Raw genomic sequence first — 14598 nt, forward strand, 5'->3', positions numbered from 1 at the left:
ACCCTGACCCTGTGGGCGATTTCCCTGGTAGCCTCCCTGACCCTGTGGTCTTCCATCACGGTTGCCCTGATAGCCTCCCTGACCCTGTGGTCTTCCATCACGGTTGCCCTGGTAGCCTCCCTGGCCCTGTGGTCTTCCATCACGGTTGCCCTGGTAGCCTCCCTGGCCTTGTGGTCTTCCATCGCGGTTACCCTGATAGCCTCCCTGACCCTGTGGTCTTCCCTCACGGTTGTCACGGTTTCCCTGGTAACCTCCCTGCGGTCTTCCCTCACGGTTGTCACGGTTTCCCTGGTAGCCTCCCTGCGGTCTTCCGCCTTCCCGGCTTCCTGTATTCTGTTCTTTTGGAATTTCAGTAGTTCCAGATAAAGACTGCTCTGTTACCTGACGGTTTCTTGGCTCCCCACTCGGCCGGTCAGACTGAAAAGGTCTTCCTTCTCTTCCATTCTGCGGCTGGGAATGCTGTCCCTGTGGCTTCATCTGCGCGTTCTGCGGTCTGAATACTGCCGCAATCTTTTTCTTCGGCGCATCGGAGTCATCCCCATCCGGTGCATTGGATTGTGCCGGTGAAGGTCCCCGGTTGTGACCGCCAACTTCTTTTTTCACAATTGCCGCCTGCTCATCCGTAACGTTAGAAGAACTCTTTAAATTTATATTATGTTTTTCCAAGATATCCAGTATCTCCTTACTACTGTCTTTTCCCAGTTCTTTTGCCAGATCATATACTCTCATGCTTTCCTCCATTCTGTGCGCGCTCCGCAGCACATACCGGTAGATGTGAAAGGTCCTCTTCACACTCACTACCGACCTTTGTATTCATCAGTTTCACGACTGCCTTTGCAAACCCATGATCCACAATAGCAAGAGATGCTCTCATCTCCTTACCCATAGCGTGGCCCAGTTCATCTTTTCCCCCAAGAAAGTAGATTGGAACCTCATAGTAAGTACACATATTGGTAAACATCTTTTTAGTATTCTCCGAGGCCTCCTCAGATATGATCACTAACGATGCTTTCCCAGTTTTTACGGACTTTTCTGTCATGAATTCTCCGCTTACAGTCTTTCCTGCTTTTGTGGCCAGACCAATCAGATTAAGGATCTTTTGTCTGTCATTCAAACTGTTCCATCTCCTTTTCCAATGCTTCGTAAACTTCTTTCGGAATCGCCATCTTGAAGGAACGCTCAAGTCCCTTGCTTTTTACTGCCTTCTTAAAACATTCCAAAGAAGGGCAGAGATAAGCTCCCCGTCCGTTTTTACGTCCGGTTGCGTCAAGAAGGATCTCATCCTCTGAGGTTTTCAGAACACGAATCATTTCTTTTTTATTTTTCATCTCACCACAGCCGATACACTGTCTGAGCGGCAATTTCTTTGTACTCACGTTTCCATCACTTCCTGCTTATTATTCTGGTAATCACCAGCCAGGTCTTATTCCTGGTAGTCGTTCTGATACTCTTCCTGGTAGTACTGCGTTTCGCTGTTTCCGCCGTCATGGTATTCATTTCCATAGCTTTCATATCCGGCTCCTGAGTCCTGATAATCAAGTCCCAGCTCTTCAAACAGACCGAGTTCTCTTGCCTGTGTCTCACTCTTAATGTCAATCTTATATCCGGTAAGCCGGGCTGCAAGCCTTGCGTTCTGTCCTTCCTTTCCGATGGCCAGTGATAACTGGTAATCCGGAACAATAACCTGTGCTTCCTTTGATTCCTCATCTGCAACGACACAGATAACCTTTGCCGGGCTTAACGCGTTTTCGATTAAGTAGGCCGGATTCTCATCCCAGTTAATGATATCGATTTTCTCTCCTCTTAACTCATTCACTATGGAATTAACCCTTGCACCGTTTAAGCCTACGCATGCACCCACCGGATCTACATTGGTATCATTGGATTTAACAGCAATTTTTGTCCTTGACCCTGCCTCCCTTGCAATTGCCTTGATTTCTACCGTTCCGTCCTTCACCTCGGCGACCTCGGATTCAAACAGCCGCTTTATAAGATCCGGATGAGTTCTGGATACGGAAATTCTTGGGCCCTTGGGAGTATCCTTTACTTCCAGAACGAACACCTTGATTCTCTCTGTAGGCTTAAATACTTCCCCTTTTACCATTTCTGTTTCATTCAGGATGGCATCCACCTTGCCTAAATTAATGCTTACATTCCTGCCCAAATATCTCTGCACAATTCCTGTGACAACTTCCCTCTCCTGGCAGTACCAGTCGTTAAAAAGAGATTTTCTGCCTTCCTCCCGGATCTTCTGCAGAATCACGTTCTTTGCATTCTGTGTGGCAATTCTTCCAAACTTTTTGGAGTCAATCTGGCAATGAATCACATCACCGATGTCGTACTTCGGATCTGCCATCTTTGCATCTGCCAGGCTGATCTGCAGCAGGGGATCTTCAACTGTTTCCACCACTTCTTTTTCTGCAAATACATTGAAATCACAGGTTTCACGATTAATGCTGACCTTGATATTATCCGCTTTTCCGAAATGGTTCTTGCACGCCGTAAGGAGAGAATTTTCGATTGCCTCTAACAGGGTATCCTTGCTAATATTATTCTCTTTCTCCAGAATATTCAGTGCTTCTAACAGTTCCTTATTCATTTTTTTATCCTCCTAATATATCTTACTGTTTAGAAATCAAATGCCAGCCGGATCAAAGCGATTTCCGGGCGGTTCAACACAAGCTCTATTCCGTCTTCCTGGGTAATGGTCACTGTTTCCCTGTCATAGGATGAAAGCGTCCCTGTAAAATCCTTCTGTTTGTTTAAAGGTTTATATAACTTTATATCCACATCTTTTCCGATACTTCTCTTAAAATCCTTATCTTTTTTAAGCGGTCTTCCAAGCCCTGGAGAGCTGACTTCTAAAATATAACTGTCCGCAATAAAGTCCTTTTCATCCAGCCAATCTCCCAGCCTGCGGCTTATGGTTTCACAATCATCTACCGTAATCCCGCCTTCTTTATCTATATAAGCCCGCAGATACCAGTTTCCTGCCTCTTTTACGTACTCTACATCAACCAGTTCATAATTATTTTCTTCCATAAGTGGCAGCAAAAAGCTTTCTGTCTTTGCCTCGTACTCTTCTCTCCTCGCCATCCTTCTCCCACCTTTCCAAACAAATTGAAAGAGTGGACTTTCGCCCACTCTTTATCAGTCTAACTATCATGTTATCCTAGATAGTATAACACCGTTTATTCTCCATTGCAAGGGTTTTTTCTTATTTTTCCAGCATTTCCGCCATATATTCCACCATTTTTTTGGCTATTCCTGCATCCGGGTCTTTATCAGGCTATGAAGGAAGGAAAAAATAGCGATAGTGCATGTTGTATCAAAGATCGGAAGGCTTAGTCCTTCACACTCCTTTTTTTTGTACATATCATAACACTATATCAGATCAAATCTGTCATATAAGGAGGACCCATGAAGCCAAAACTGGAAGTTCGCGGGATCAGTTACTCCTATCATTCCCTTGAGGGTGAGACACTGGCCCTTTCCAATATATCATTTACTGCAGATAACGGAGAATTCCTTGCAATTGTCGGTCCATCCGGCTGCGGGAAATCAACTCTTCTATCTCTTCTTAGCGGATTATTAGTACCTGACGAAGGAGAAATCATAATTGACGGCGTCTCACAGGCAAAATCCGGCGTCAATATCGGTTACATGCTGCAGCGGGATCACCTTTTTGAATGGCGTACCATTATGGGAAATGCCGAACTGGGGCTGGAAATTCAGAAAAAGCGAAACAAAAGCTCCAAAGAAAAGCTGCATCAGATGCTCCATACTTACGGCCTTGGAAGCTTTGAGCAGGCAAAGCCGTCTGAACTGTCCGGAGGCATGCGGCAGCGTGCCGCACTGGTCCGCACCCTGGCCCTGGAACCGGACCTTCTTTTATTAGACGAACCATTTTCTGCATTGGACTATCAAACCAGGCTTTCCGTCTGTGATGACATCAGTTCCATTATAAAAAGCACTCATAAAACTGCGATTCTCATCACACATGACCTTTCTGAAGCCATCAGTGTTGCCGACAGAGTCATCGTACTGACAAGCAGGCCGGGCAAAATAAAAGCCATCGTACCGGTTTCCTTCGGAGATGACGATATACGGCCTTTGACACGGCGGAACATGCCGGAATTTTCTGTTTACTTTAATCAGGTATGGAAGGAGCTGCAGAATCATGATTGAGACTCATCCCACCTTAGCCCAACAGGAGTTTATTGAAAAGGAAAAGCTGCACCGCCGCAATGTACGGGTGTGGCGTACCATGCTGCTGGTACTGCTTCTTTCCCTTTGGGAGCTGTGTGCAAGACTGGGCATTATCAATGACTTCATATTCAGCTCTCCTTCCCGTGTGACCACCTGCTTCCTTAATATGGTAGTGGACAAAAGCATTTTTATGCACATCGGGGTAACCGTGATGGAAACCCTCATAAGCTTTGCCCTGGTCACCGTCTCCGGCCTGCTGATCGCTGTTCTTTTATGGTCCAGCCGCAGTGTGTCGGAAGTGTTGGAGCCTTATCTTGTCATGCTTAACAGCCTTCCAAAATCTGCCCTTGCTCCCATTTTAATTGTATGGCTGGGCAACAATATTAAGACAATTATCGTCGCTTCCATTTCCGTAGCCGTTTTTGGATGCATCATGACGCTCCATACCGGCTTTTCCCAGGTGGATCCTGACATGATCAAGCTGATCTATTCTCTGGGCGGAAAGAAAAAGGATGTTCTTTTCAAGGTACTGCTTCCTGGTTCTGTACCTCTCATCATCAGCAATACAAAGGTCAACATCGGACTTTGTCTGGTCGGCGTTATTATTGGAGAATTTTTGGCGGCGAATAAAGGACTGGGATATTTGATTATCTATGGAAGCCAGGTGTTTAAGATGGATCTGGTAGTGATGTCTATTGTAATACTTTGTATTGTATCGGCAGTTTTATATCAGGGGATTTCCCTGTTGGAAAAGAGAATTAAGTTATAACTTTTTCACTTGATAAAAGGAGCTTTTGCCATATATTCATTAGCCATGCTGCAAAAGTTCCTTTTATCTATGTTCTAATTTTTACCCTTATTTTTTCAACAACCATCTGGTTGATTTTATCGATAATTGCGTTTGCTCAATGACACATTTGAGAATCTATTTCCCTTAATCGGTTCAGTCATTTTGCTATACAACCGCTATTAAAGTAGTCCAGTAACGCTCCATCACGAAACCTCTCAGCGCGAACAGTTCCTGTGATGAGAGCTTATTTGTGTTTAAATTCCCCATTACATATTGAAACATTTAATAACATAATGTATAACTAATACTAAGAGTTTTCTTCATTTATATATGCTATCATTTATGTGACTTTAACATTACAAACACAAAGTGGATATGTCAAAAGCCCATTAATTGTTTCATATAGAAGGAAAACTATCGTTTAAAAAGATTATTAAATAAAAGTACTATTACGGGAGGGCACGCAATGGCAAATATATTTCAGATTGTCAAGTATGAAGGAGATAACAGCACTTTTATATGGAAATCAGATATTGAAGATTTTAACACTGGAACTCAACTGATCGTCCATGAGTCTCAGGAAGCAATATTTTTTATGAATGGTCAGGCGTTAGACTTATTTGGTCCAGGACGCCATACACTTGAAACACAAAATATTCCCTTAGTAAGAAAGTTTCTGAGTGCACCAACGAATGACCAGACGCCTTTTCATTGTGAAGTCTATTTTATTAATAAAGCTGAGCTAATGTCGATTAAATGGGGGACAGATAGTCAGGTTCAGTACATGGACCCCTCCTATAAATTCCCTTTAAAAATTGGGGCGTCGGGTGAAATGTCCTTGCGTGTTGACGATTCCAGAAAAATGCTTATGAAACTTGTTGGAGCGGAAAAATCCATTGATAAAGCAGAGCTTACGCAGATGTTCCGTGTTTTTCTAATGGCCAGAGTTAAACCATATCTTGCTCAAACAATGCAGAACAGTGAATTCGGCATATTTGAAGTTGATTCACATATGGATGAGCTTTCAACTGCTTTGCACAAACAATTGGCTCCCGACTTTGCTGATTATGGCCTGTCACTTGAACGTTTTTTTGTTACAACGATTGTGAAGCCTGATGGAGATAAAGCATATGAGTCCTTTCAGGATATACATATCCGGCAATATGCTGATGTTGCAAATGCACAATTAAGACAAAAGGTTGGTATAATCGACCAACAAACCAGCGCACAGAGATTAGTCATTGAATCTGCTGCAATGGCTCAAAAAAGGGCGCAAGAAGGATATACTTATCAATCGGAACGAGGTTATGATATCGCTGAAAAAGTTGCCCAAAATGAAGGAGTTGGGAATCTTTCCAGTGCCGGCATTGGTCTTGGAATGATGGGAGGTATTGCTGGTAGCATGAGCGCAGTGGTAGCTGGCATTACTAACGAAGCCATTCACCCTGTTATGTCGCAAACGGACGCGCCTGCTGAATCTGGAGAAGGGCCATTGGATGATTCTGATGAAATGGCTTCTTTTAAGCAGAAGCTAGAAAAGCTGAAGTTAATGAAAGAGGCGGAAATTATTTCTGATGCGGAATTTGATGAAGAAAAGAAAAAACTACTGAACAGCCTGTAATTAAACCAATTTACAAAGGAGGTTTTATATTTATGAATATCTCAAAAAATAAGGGCTTATCTCTCGTAATAGTCTTTATCATACTCGCTGTTTATAACATAATAGCTTTTATGCTCCCATTCAACCATGGGAGAATGTTTTGGACCGGATACTTTTTTTCAATGGTGGCTATTTTACTGACTGCTGGTGTTGGCTTTTATGCATTCCGACGAGAGGGCCTGAGAAGCAAAGTCTATGGGTGTACGCTGCTTTCTCTTGTGTGGTGCTATCTAATAGCACAACTAATTATCGGTGTGTTAGAGATGATTTTATCAGATGTTCCATTCCAATATGGAATCGTACTAAATACAATTCTCTTTGGAGCATGCACAATTGGCTTGATTGCTACTGACATTGCAAAAGTTGAAATTGAACGTATCGATTTAAAGGTAAAAGAAAAAATTTTTCACAATAAATCCTTGCAGACAGATATAGAAAACCTGATTACCAAAGCCCCAGATGAAATTACAAAAAAGATGTTAAAAAATCTTGCCGAATCAATACGCTACAGCGATCCAATGAGTAGTCCACAGCTCGCAGCAATCGAAAACAAGATTGAATCAAAAGTAGCTGGTCTTACAGATGCAATAGCTATTTATGATTCATCTATAATAAAATCAAGTTGTGACGAACTTCAGCAACTAATCGCTGAACGTAATGGAAAATGTAAAACTATGAAATAGTGTATTATTGAGGAGACATTACTATGGCATTATTAAAATGTAAAATGTGCGGTGGGGATATCGAAGCAGCCGCAAATCAAACATACGGAACCTGTGACCATTGCGGCAGCACAATGACTCTACCTAAAGCAACTGACGAGCAAATAACAAACCTCTATAACCGAGCAAATCATTTTAGACGCCAAAATGACTTTGATAAAGCAGTAATTGCATATGAGAGCATCCTTAATATTGATTCCTTATCAGCAGAGGCACATTGGGGTCTCGTGTTATCAAGATATGGAATCGAATATGTGGAAGATCCTCAGTCTCATGAACGGATTCCTACCTGCCATCGTGTACATAGCGATTCGATTTTGGCAGATGCGGATTATCTTGCAGCGATTGAAAATGCAGAAGATCTCTACACCAAAAAGCTTTATGAGTCAGAAGCAAAGCGCATTGCTGAAATTCAAAAGAGTATACTTTCAATATCCGCGAAAGAGAAACCGTATGATGTTTTCATTTGTTATAAGGAAACCACGGACGGTGGAAACCGCACAAAAGACAGCACAATTGCACAAGATGTCTACTACCAGTTAACAAATGAAGGATATAAAGTGTTTTTCTCTCGAATTACATTAGAGGATAAACTCGGTCAACAATATGAACCATACATATTTGCAGCTTTAAACAGTGCAAAGGTTATGGTCGTTATAGGTACAAAGCAGGAATATTTTAATTCCACTTGGGTTAAAAATGAATGGAGTCGCTATCTGACGTTGACAAAAAAAGATAGAAGCAGGCTTTTGATTCCCTGTTACAGCGATATGGACGCATACGATTTACCTGAAGAATTATCTATGCTTCAAAGCCAGGATATGACAAAGATCGGCTTTATCCAGGACTTAATACGTGGTATAACAAAAGTGCTGTCTTCTTCTGTGGAGAAAAGTGACAGTTATTCGCAGGCAAATGGGGATATGCCTTTTTTGACACCTGGTGTTAATCAATTGTTAGACCGTGTCAGCCTTTTTCTTGAAGATGGTGATTTTCAATCAGCCAATGAGTATTGTAATCGAATTTTAGACCTGGAACCAAGAAACTCACAGGCTTATTTTTATAAACTCTTAGCTACGTTGAAACTGCATTATTCGGAAGAAATTATATCCCACGACAAACCCCTTGATGATTATCCTGACTACCAAAAAGCGGTTCGATTCTCTGACAACAATTTTAAAATAACAGTTGAGGGTTACAACCAAAAAATTATGGATAGGTTGGAAAACGAACGCATAGAGGGTATATATCAAATGGGATTATGTAAAATTAAGGACGCCCAGACGGAGAGACAATATTTAGATGCTGCTGAATTGTTTGATGGCTTAAAGGAATATAAAGATTCAGGTAATAAAGCAAATTCAAGTCGCACTATGGCAAATAAGCTCAAAGAAGAGGCTCGTTTAAAGACGGAAGAAAGACAGCGCTTAGAGAAAGAATTCAACAATGCTATGCACTCGTTGCGAGAACGAGTAAAAGAACTTGAAGCAATCAATATGAAACTTAACATATTTCAAAGGGTGAAAAAAGCTGAAGTTGAAAAAGAGCTAATGGAATTGTACGAACGCATACGACAAACAAGAAAACAGTTCGGGAAGGACTATTAAGCACGCCAGTGTGAACCTCGATAAGTATCAACAATTATTCTTTATGATTCCCATTATGAGATACTTTAATAAAAAACAGAGCGATCCCCTACCATATCATTTCGTATCCGCATCTCTTCCAAATGGATCTGGTAGTCATGAGCATCGTGATCCTGTGTATTGTATCAGCGATTTTGTATCAGGGGATTGCTTTGCTGGAGAAGAGAATTAAATTTTAGTTTTTTAGGAGGAGTTTTTACCTTATGGATCGGTATTGATTCATAAGGCTAAAAGCTCCTTTATTATTTTTAGTAACGGCACTCAGCCCAATATTTGATTTTTACGCGCTGGCGTCCTACCAGCTTTCGCAGGAAATGGTACTCAGGAACGAGGTTCTCATTGTTCAATGTATGGAATTTAACCTGCTTACCGCAGTTTCTTGTCATCATGTGCTTGCCCTCCGGGCTTTTTTCTATCTCTTATTATATCACATCAGAGGGGTTTAATAATAGGATTTGTCAACACCTCGAAGTTGCAGGGTTTGGGGCGGCTGCCCCAACAAGCGGAGTTTATCAAGTTTTCCAACTACGGAAAATTTGATAAACGTGCAAGTGTCTTGACACTTGCCCTGCCTGCCGTTTAACGAAACCCCCGAAAAAGGCGGTTTTCCCGTGGGCGCTCCGTTTGCTGAAAAGGGCTACGAAAAAGGCAAAGTCTTGGTAGAAAAAATATATTTTCCAATCCGACAGCTACATGTCGCATTAGATATGTTATTATGATGATTGGGAATGTAGATAGATATAAAAATAACAGAGGTGCAAAAATATTATGATCAAAATATATTGGGATAAAGATAAAATATCAATGCTAACAGACCAGATCGATGCAGTTGAACATAAGCATTGGGCGCTGCAGTTGTTCCTAAGCCTTAAAGATAATCTGGACATATGCATATCTGGAAAAAGAATCAGGTGCAAAGGTGTGGTTGTAAATGGGAACGTCAGTCATAGCTTTTCGTCGGATAGCCGATTGCATTTTTCGATAATAATCGGGCCTGCCTCAGATACGGCCAGCCAGTTGGAAAAAATAATAAAGAGTGAGGATTATTATATTTTCGATAATCCTGATATTGTCGAAGCACAAAACCTTGCATATGAACTTGTACACAATAATGAACTTGATGCTTACCACAGTTTAATCAGCAGGCTATATGACTGCCTGGGTATAAACGAGCAAGTCAAGATATACGATGATAGAATTAAGGAATTACTGCGTTACATTGAGTGCTGTAATTGTGATGTGCAATCAATTTCAACGTTCGCTGATAAGGTGGCGTTATCACCCAGTAGATTGTCGCACTTATTTCGGGAACAGACTGGCATGCCTTTAAAAAGTTATATTCAATTTCATCAGATGCAGAAAGCTTTTCTTGCATTGTTGAATGGTGAAAATATAACCAAAGCAGCTATGCTTGCAAATTTTGATACGCCGTCACATTTTGCAGCGGTTACAAAACGAATGATGGGAATGCCCGCCTCCCTTTTTCTAAAAGATAGCGTTTTTTTGAAAGTCTATGATGTGTAGATGATATAAAATTAAGAAACTATTGTTGAAAATACTCTCTTGATATGTGACGGTGAAAAACCTGTTGCAATTGCTGGTATATAGGAGGCCGTTATGAAAAAGTTCTTACTCAAGCGGTTGCTGTTTATCCTACCTGGAACCGCCGCATACATAGTGACAAAATATGCACGGTATAATCCCGACTGGACCGAGAAGGTGTACAGCCTGTCGGTGTATCCTGTGCTGTCCACAGCGGTGGGATTTTTGCCGTCGCTGGTAGGCTTTTCGGTGACTGAATGGCTGGTGGTGCTGTTTTTGCTGTTCTGTCTGGGATATATCGTTTATCACGTCCGCAAGGTCATCATAAGCAAGGATGGGCGTGGTATGGCTGCATACCGTGGCGTGGTGGGGGCAGTCGCAATATTCTGCATGGTGTATTTTGTTTTTACCGCTTTGTGTGGGCTGAACTATCATCGGTATACCTTTACATATTACACCGGATATGATGTGGAGCAGTCCAGCGTAGAGGAACTGGAGCAACTGTGCACATCCCTTGCCGAGGACATGGAGCTGGTGAGGGAGCAACTGGGAAATGATACTGACCTTTCCACTCCCTGGCCGGGGGACTTCGATTACTACGCGCAGCACTCAGTGCTGGTGATGAAGATGCTGGCGGAGCAGTATCCCGTGCTGGACAGGTCGCTATACTCTGCGCCCAAACCAGTGGTGATGTCGGAGCTAATGTCAAATGCAGGTATAGGAGGGGTATTTGTTCCCTTCACTTCCAATATCAATGTCAACGCTCCATTCTTCACGCTTCCCTCTACTATGGCGCACGAACTAGCTCATCAGAGCGGCTTTATGCGCGAGGATGAGGCGAATTTCATAGCCTATCTGGCATGTAAGCTGTCGGATGAGCCAATGATGCTTTACAGCGGGCTTTTTTTAGCGTTTGACCATTCCATCTCCGCTCTGGAGGAAGCCGATCCGGAGTTGGCATCGGAAATAATATCCGGCCTGTCCCAAGCGGTGCAGCGCGACATGGTGCAGCACAAACAGTTCTGGAGCCAGCATGAGGGTATAATCTCAAATGTTTCCAGAACTGTCATGGACATGTATCTGAAGGCGAACAACCAGGCGGACGGTGTGTACAGCTACGACAGAATGGTGGATTTGTTACTGTCGGAGCAGAGATCAGCCGCTGCCCAGCCTGCTGGTGCGCAAGGCGCTGTTCGCTGAGCAGGAAAGCCGATACGATTAACTTCAAGCCTAGTTCCAGCTGTTGACACCCCAAAGTTGCTCCGGCTATCGGTGGTGGAACGAGCAAGGTTGCTCCTAAATCACACATATAGTGGTTGACCTCTAACCACTTTCAGAGACAGTCGCCTTGATAGGCCAATTGGGGTCAATATAGTTTTTTTTAAACTTAACGCCAATTAATCGTCGTACATACTTCATTCCGTTACATCTGGGCAATCTTGTGAGGATTTAAAATATTATTAGGGTCAAACACCTTTTTTATTCCGTTCATCAGAATTAAATTCACCTCCGGGAGAGATTCCCTAAGATAAGGCTTCTTAGCAAACCCAATGCCATGTTCTCCGGACACCTGGCCTCCCAGCTTCCTGGCCTTTTCATAAACCTTCTCCATAGCTTTGCTCATACGTTTTTCCCATTCCTCATCGCTTAAATCATCTTTCAGCATATAGGCATGGAGGTTCCCGTCTCCCGCATGTCCGAAACTCTTGATCCTTAACTCACACTCTTTTTGGAGGCTATGCAGATAGGTGACCATTTCATTGACTGAGCTTCTTGGAACAACCATATCAACCTCATCCATGTAGGTAGTAGAACCTTTGATGGCTTCCAGGAATGCTCCCCTGGCCTTCCAGATGGATTCTTCTCGTTCCTCCGTATCAGAAATCAGAACATCTAAGGCACCCTGTTCCAGGCAGAGCTTTGCAACGCTGTCATATGCCTTTTCAATTTCTTCTACCGAATTTCCGTCAAATTTTAAGAGCAGATAAGCGTCTGACTGCTTATCCGGAAATGCCTTTCCTAAATACTGCTCTGCATCAATAATAACTTCCCGCTGCATGAATTCAATGGCTGTGGGAATGGTCTTTGATTTGACAATTAAAGGAACCGTATTGATTGCATGATCCAGGGTAGGGAACGGAATCAGCAGGCTGATCACCATCTTGGGGCGGGGAATCAGCTTTAACGTGGCTTTTGTAATAAAACCGAGAGTCCCCTCAGCTCCGACCATTAAATCCTTAAGGGCATACCCGGAGCTGTTTTTTACGACCTTCCCTCCGAATTCCGTAATCTCACCGCTTGGAAGGACAACTTCCAGACCCCTTACATAGTCACGTGTCACTCCATATTTCACGGCGCGCATGCCGCCTGCATTGGTGCTGATGTTACCCCCAATGGTAGCCGATTTTTCGCCTGGATCCGGCGGGTAGAACAGATCATGATCTTCCACGTAAGCAGAAAACTCCATCAGCAGAACACCTGGCTCCACCGTAATTGTCAGATTATCCTCATCCAGTTCAAGTACCTGATTCATCAGCGTGGTATCTATCATGATCCCGTGTTCCATGGCTACGGATGATCCTACCAGGCCGGTGCCGGCACCTCTTGGAGTCACGGGGATGACATTTTCATAGGCATACTTCATAATTTCAGATATCTCTTCTGCTGATTTTGCTTTCACTACAATGTCAGGATAGCTGCTGGTACCGCTTAATTCATCATGGCTGTACTCTTCATTAATAAAATCACCGGTCAGTATACGCTCCTCGTCCAGAATGATACTTTTTATGTAAGCGATATCATCTTTATCCAGTTTCTTATATCCCATGATTATACTCCTTTCTTCTCTTTTACCCTTGTTATCAGTTTCGGGAGAATTTCATAGAGATCGCCTACCAGACAATAGTGAGCTGATTTGAAGATCGGCGCCTTGGGGTCGTTGTTGATTGCAAATATAGTATCTGAATGGTTCATGCCGGCCACAAACTGAATGGCACCGGAAACTCCACAGGTGATGATCAGCTTCGGCCTGACAGTACGGCCGCTTAAGCCAATCTGATATTTTGCATCCAGCCAGCCGGATTCTGCCATTGGTCTGGTGCATGCCACCTGGCCTCCCATAAGATCTGCCAGCTCCCGGAGCATGTTTAAATCCTCTTCTTTTTTCACTCCTCTTCCGGCAACTACCAGAACTTCAGAATTCTCAATGAAGGTCTCCTTCTCCTTTGGCAGAATATCAATGACCTCCATGTGACAGACAAGCTTTCCCTTATCTATATCAGAATTCACGATTTCTCCCGATTTTACTTCCGAGCGGGCAGGGGCATTCATGATCTTATACCGAACGGTAGCAATCTGAGGACGATGGTTCGGGGTCTTGATATGAGCCATAATGTTGCCGCCAAAGGCTGGCCGGATCTGGGATAAATCCGTATTTTCATTCATTTCTAAAATGGTACAGTCCGCAGTCAGGCCGGTTTTCATTCTGGCAGCCACTCTTGGCGCAAGCTGACGTCCTACGGTGGTTGCTCCTACCAGAATGGAGGAGGGCTTGACCTTTTTGATGAAATCTTCAAAGACTGCTGTATAGGGCTCTATTTTGAAACGATCCAGCTCATCCTTATCATAGAGGTAGACTTTATCAGCTCCGTAATGGAGGATTTCTTCACTTTTTTCACGGATATCTTTTCCCATGAACAGAACGTATACCTCCTGCCCGGTGACTGCTGCCATTTCCTTTGCCTTTCCAATCAGTTCAAAGGTGACCGGATGAACGGCGCCATCTACATGGTCTGCATAAACAGCAATTCCCTTCCATTCATCTTTGTTGATCCCGGTTCTTTTTACGTCCTCCACATACTCTACTGCGCCTTCAGGACCCTTTTTTACACAAAGGCGGCACATCTTGCAGGCAGCATTTACGATAACTTTTCCATCCTGCTCCTCCAAAGCTCCAAAGGGGCAGATCTTTATCAATTCCTGATGATCAGGAATTCTCTCCTGATGTATGATTAATCTTGCCATTTCTTC

The 14598-nt window shown here is 43.2% G+C and carries 15 protein-coding genes and 1 pseudogene; 7 read left to right on the forward strand and 9 right to left on the reverse strand.

Going from position 1 to position 14598, the window contains the following annotated elements; genetic code table 11:
- From AC27IJ_RS01955 to AC27IJ_RS01975, 5 genes and pseudogenes are all read right to left on the reverse strand, one after another.
- A partial coding sequence (locus AC27IJ_RS01955) for a translation initiation factor IF-2 N-terminal domain-containing protein (RefSeq protein WP_487147302.1) occupies positions 1-729 on the reverse strand: 729 nt, incomplete at its 3' end.
- Positions 730-781: 52 nt separating this feature from the next.
- Positions 782-1114: pseudogene (locus AC27IJ_RS01960) on the reverse strand (L7Ae/L30e/S12e/Gadd45 family ribosomal protein); the annotation flags it as partial.
- Positions 1107-1376, reverse strand: coding sequence for an RNase P modulator RnpM (gene rnpM / locus AC27IJ_RS01965; protein ID WP_312446537.1), 270 nt, complete (start codon positions 1374-1376; stop codon positions 1107-1109). The gene rnpM and the pseudogene AC27IJ_RS01960, both read right to left, overlap by 8 nt.
- Positions 1377-1423: 47 nt before the next feature.
- Positions 1424-2599 (reverse strand): transcription termination factor NusA, encoded by a 1176-nt coding sequence (gene nusA / locus AC27IJ_RS01970; RefSeq protein WP_312446535.1) that lies wholly within the window; start codon positions 2597-2599, stop codon positions 1424-1426.
- A 29-nt stretch (positions 2600-2628) separates the two neighbouring features.
- Positions 2629-3096, reverse strand: a complete 468-nt coding sequence (locus tag AC27IJ_RS01975; RefSeq protein ID WP_312446533.1) for a ribosome maturation factor RimP — start codon at positions 3094-3096, stop codon at positions 2629-2631.
- A 324-nt stretch (positions 3097-3420) separates the two neighbouring features.
- Here AC27IJ_RS01975 and AC27IJ_RS01980 point away from each other — a divergent pair, with 324 nt between their 5' ends.
- Together AC27IJ_RS01980 and AC27IJ_RS01985 are read left to right on the forward strand one after the other, a co-directional pair.
- Complete coding sequence (locus tag AC27IJ_RS01980) at positions 3421-4188, forward strand: ABC transporter ATP-binding protein (RefSeq protein ID WP_312446531.1); 768 nt, start codon at positions 3421-3423, stop codon at positions 4186-4188.
- Positions 4181-4978, forward strand: coding sequence for an ABC transporter permease (locus tag AC27IJ_RS01985; protein WP_487147303.1), 798 nt, complete (start codon positions 4181-4183; stop codon positions 4976-4978). Before AC27IJ_RS01980 ends, AC27IJ_RS01985 begins: the two co-directional genes overlap by 8 nt.
- Before the next feature lie 178 nt (positions 4979-5156).
- Here the strand turns inward: AC27IJ_RS01985 and AC27IJ_RS01990 are convergent, their stop codons facing one another.
- The gene (locus AC27IJ_RS01990; RefSeq protein WP_312446541.1) at positions 5157-5237 is read right to left on the reverse strand and encodes a hypothetical protein; all 81 of its coding nucleotides are present in this window, start codon (positions 5235-5237) and stop codon (positions 5157-5159) included.
- A 228-nt stretch (positions 5238-5465) separates the two neighbouring features.
- On the opposite strand from AC27IJ_RS01990, the gene AC27IJ_RS01995 reads away from it, so the two are divergent.
- The 3 genes from AC27IJ_RS01995 to AC27IJ_RS02005 are packed head-to-tail and all read left to right on the forward strand — an operon-like array spanning position 5466 to position 8988.
- Positions 5466-6620, forward strand: coding sequence for an SPFH domain-containing protein (locus AC27IJ_RS01995; protein WP_487147304.1), 1155 nt, complete (start codon positions 5466-5468; stop codon positions 6618-6620).
- Between the two features lie 32 nt (positions 6621-6652).
- Complete coding sequence (locus AC27IJ_RS02000) at positions 6653-7342, forward strand: hypothetical protein (RefSeq protein ID WP_313155211.1); 690 nt, start codon at positions 6653-6655, stop codon at positions 7340-7342.
- Between the two features lie 23 nt (positions 7343-7365).
- Positions 7366-8988: a toll/interleukin-1 receptor domain-containing protein gene (locus AC27IJ_RS02005; protein ID WP_487147305.1), complete on the forward strand. Its 1623-nt coding sequence runs from the start codon at positions 7366-7368 to the stop codon at positions 8986-8988.
- A gap of 287 nt (positions 8989-9275) precedes the next feature.
- Here AC27IJ_RS02005 and AC27IJ_RS02010 read toward each other — a convergent pair whose 3' ends face one another.
- Positions 9276-9416, reverse strand: coding sequence for a hypothetical protein (locus AC27IJ_RS02010; protein ID WP_312446522.1), 141 nt, complete (start codon positions 9414-9416; stop codon positions 9276-9278).
- A 379-nt stretch (positions 9417-9795) separates the two neighbouring features.
- Here AC27IJ_RS02010 and AC27IJ_RS02015 point away from each other — a divergent pair, with 379 nt between their 5' ends.
- Both AC27IJ_RS02015 and AC27IJ_RS02020 read left to right on the forward strand, forming a co-directional pair.
- Positions 9796-10551, forward strand: coding sequence for an AraC family transcriptional regulator (locus AC27IJ_RS02015; protein WP_312446521.1), 756 nt, complete (start codon positions 9796-9798; stop codon positions 10549-10551).
- Between the two features lie 93 nt (positions 10552-10644).
- Positions 10645-11769, forward strand: a complete 1125-nt coding sequence (locus AC27IJ_RS02020) for a DUF3810 domain-containing protein (RefSeq protein ID WP_312503135.1) — start codon at positions 10645-10647, stop codon at positions 11767-11769.
- Positions 11770-11992: 223 nt separating this feature from the next.
- On the opposite strand, the gene AC27IJ_RS02025 is transcribed toward AC27IJ_RS02020, so the two are convergent.
- Complete coding sequence (locus AC27IJ_RS02025; protein WP_487147306.1) at positions 11993-13396, reverse strand: FAD-binding oxidoreductase; 1404 nt, start codon at positions 13394-13396, stop codon at positions 11993-11995.
- A 2-nt stretch (positions 13397-13398) separates the two neighbouring features.
- Positions 13399-14592 (reverse strand): electron transfer flavoprotein subunit alpha, encoded by a 1194-nt coding sequence (locus tag AC27IJ_RS02030; protein WP_313260232.1) that lies wholly within the window; start codon positions 14590-14592, stop codon positions 13399-13401.
- Positions 14593-14598: the final 6 nt, after the last annotated feature.

This window comes from Lacrimispora sp. YZC11 (assembly GCF_057543815.1).

What these genes read in the sequence shown, in the direction of transcription:
- nusA (WP_312446535.1), bottom strand. Translation starts at nt 2,599, where the DNA reads ATGAATAAGGAACTGTTAGAAGCACTGAATATTCTGGAGAAAGAGAAT.
- AC27IJ_RS01975 (WP_312446533.1), bottom strand. Translation starts at nt 3,096, where the DNA reads ATGGCGAGGAGAGAAGAGTACGAGGCAAAGACAGAAAGCTTTTTGCTG.
- AC27IJ_RS01980 (WP_312446531.1), top strand. Translation starts at nt 3,421, where the DNA reads ATGAAGCCAAAACTGGAAGTTCGCGGGATCAGTTACTCCTATCATTCC.
- AC27IJ_RS01985 (WP_487147303.1), top strand. Translation starts at nt 4,181, where the DNA reads ATGATTGAGACTCATCCCACCTTAGCCCAACAGGAGTTTATTGAAAAG.
- AC27IJ_RS01995 (WP_487147304.1), top strand. Translation starts at nt 5,466, where the DNA reads ATGGCAAATATATTTCAGATTGTCAAGTATGAAGGAGATAACAGCACT.
- AC27IJ_RS02000 (WP_313155211.1), top strand. Translation starts at nt 6,653, where the DNA reads ATGAATATCTCAAAAAATAAGGGCTTATCTCTCGTAATAGTCTTTATC.
- AC27IJ_RS02005 (WP_487147305.1), top strand. Translation starts at nt 7,366, where the DNA reads ATGGCATTATTAAAATGTAAAATGTGCGGTGGGGATATCGAAGCAGCC.
- AC27IJ_RS02010 (WP_312446522.1), bottom strand. Translation starts at nt 9,416, where the DNA reads ATGATGACAAGAAACTGCGGTAAGCAGGTTAAATTCCATACATTGAAC.
- AC27IJ_RS02015 (WP_312446521.1), top strand. Translation starts at nt 9,796, where the DNA reads ATGATCAAAATATATTGGGATAAAGATAAAATATCAATGCTAACAGAC.
- AC27IJ_RS02020 (WP_312503135.1), top strand. Translation starts at nt 10,645, where the DNA reads ATGAAAAAGTTCTTACTCAAGCGGTTGCTGTTTATCCTACCTGGAACC.
- AC27IJ_RS02025 (WP_487147306.1), bottom strand. Translation starts at nt 13,396, where the DNA reads ATGGGATATAAGAAACTGGATAAAGATGATATCGCTTACATAAAAAGT.
- AC27IJ_RS02030 (WP_313260232.1), bottom strand. Translation starts at nt 14,592, where the DNA reads ATGGCAAGATTAATCATACATCAGGAGAGAATTCCTGATCATCAGGAA.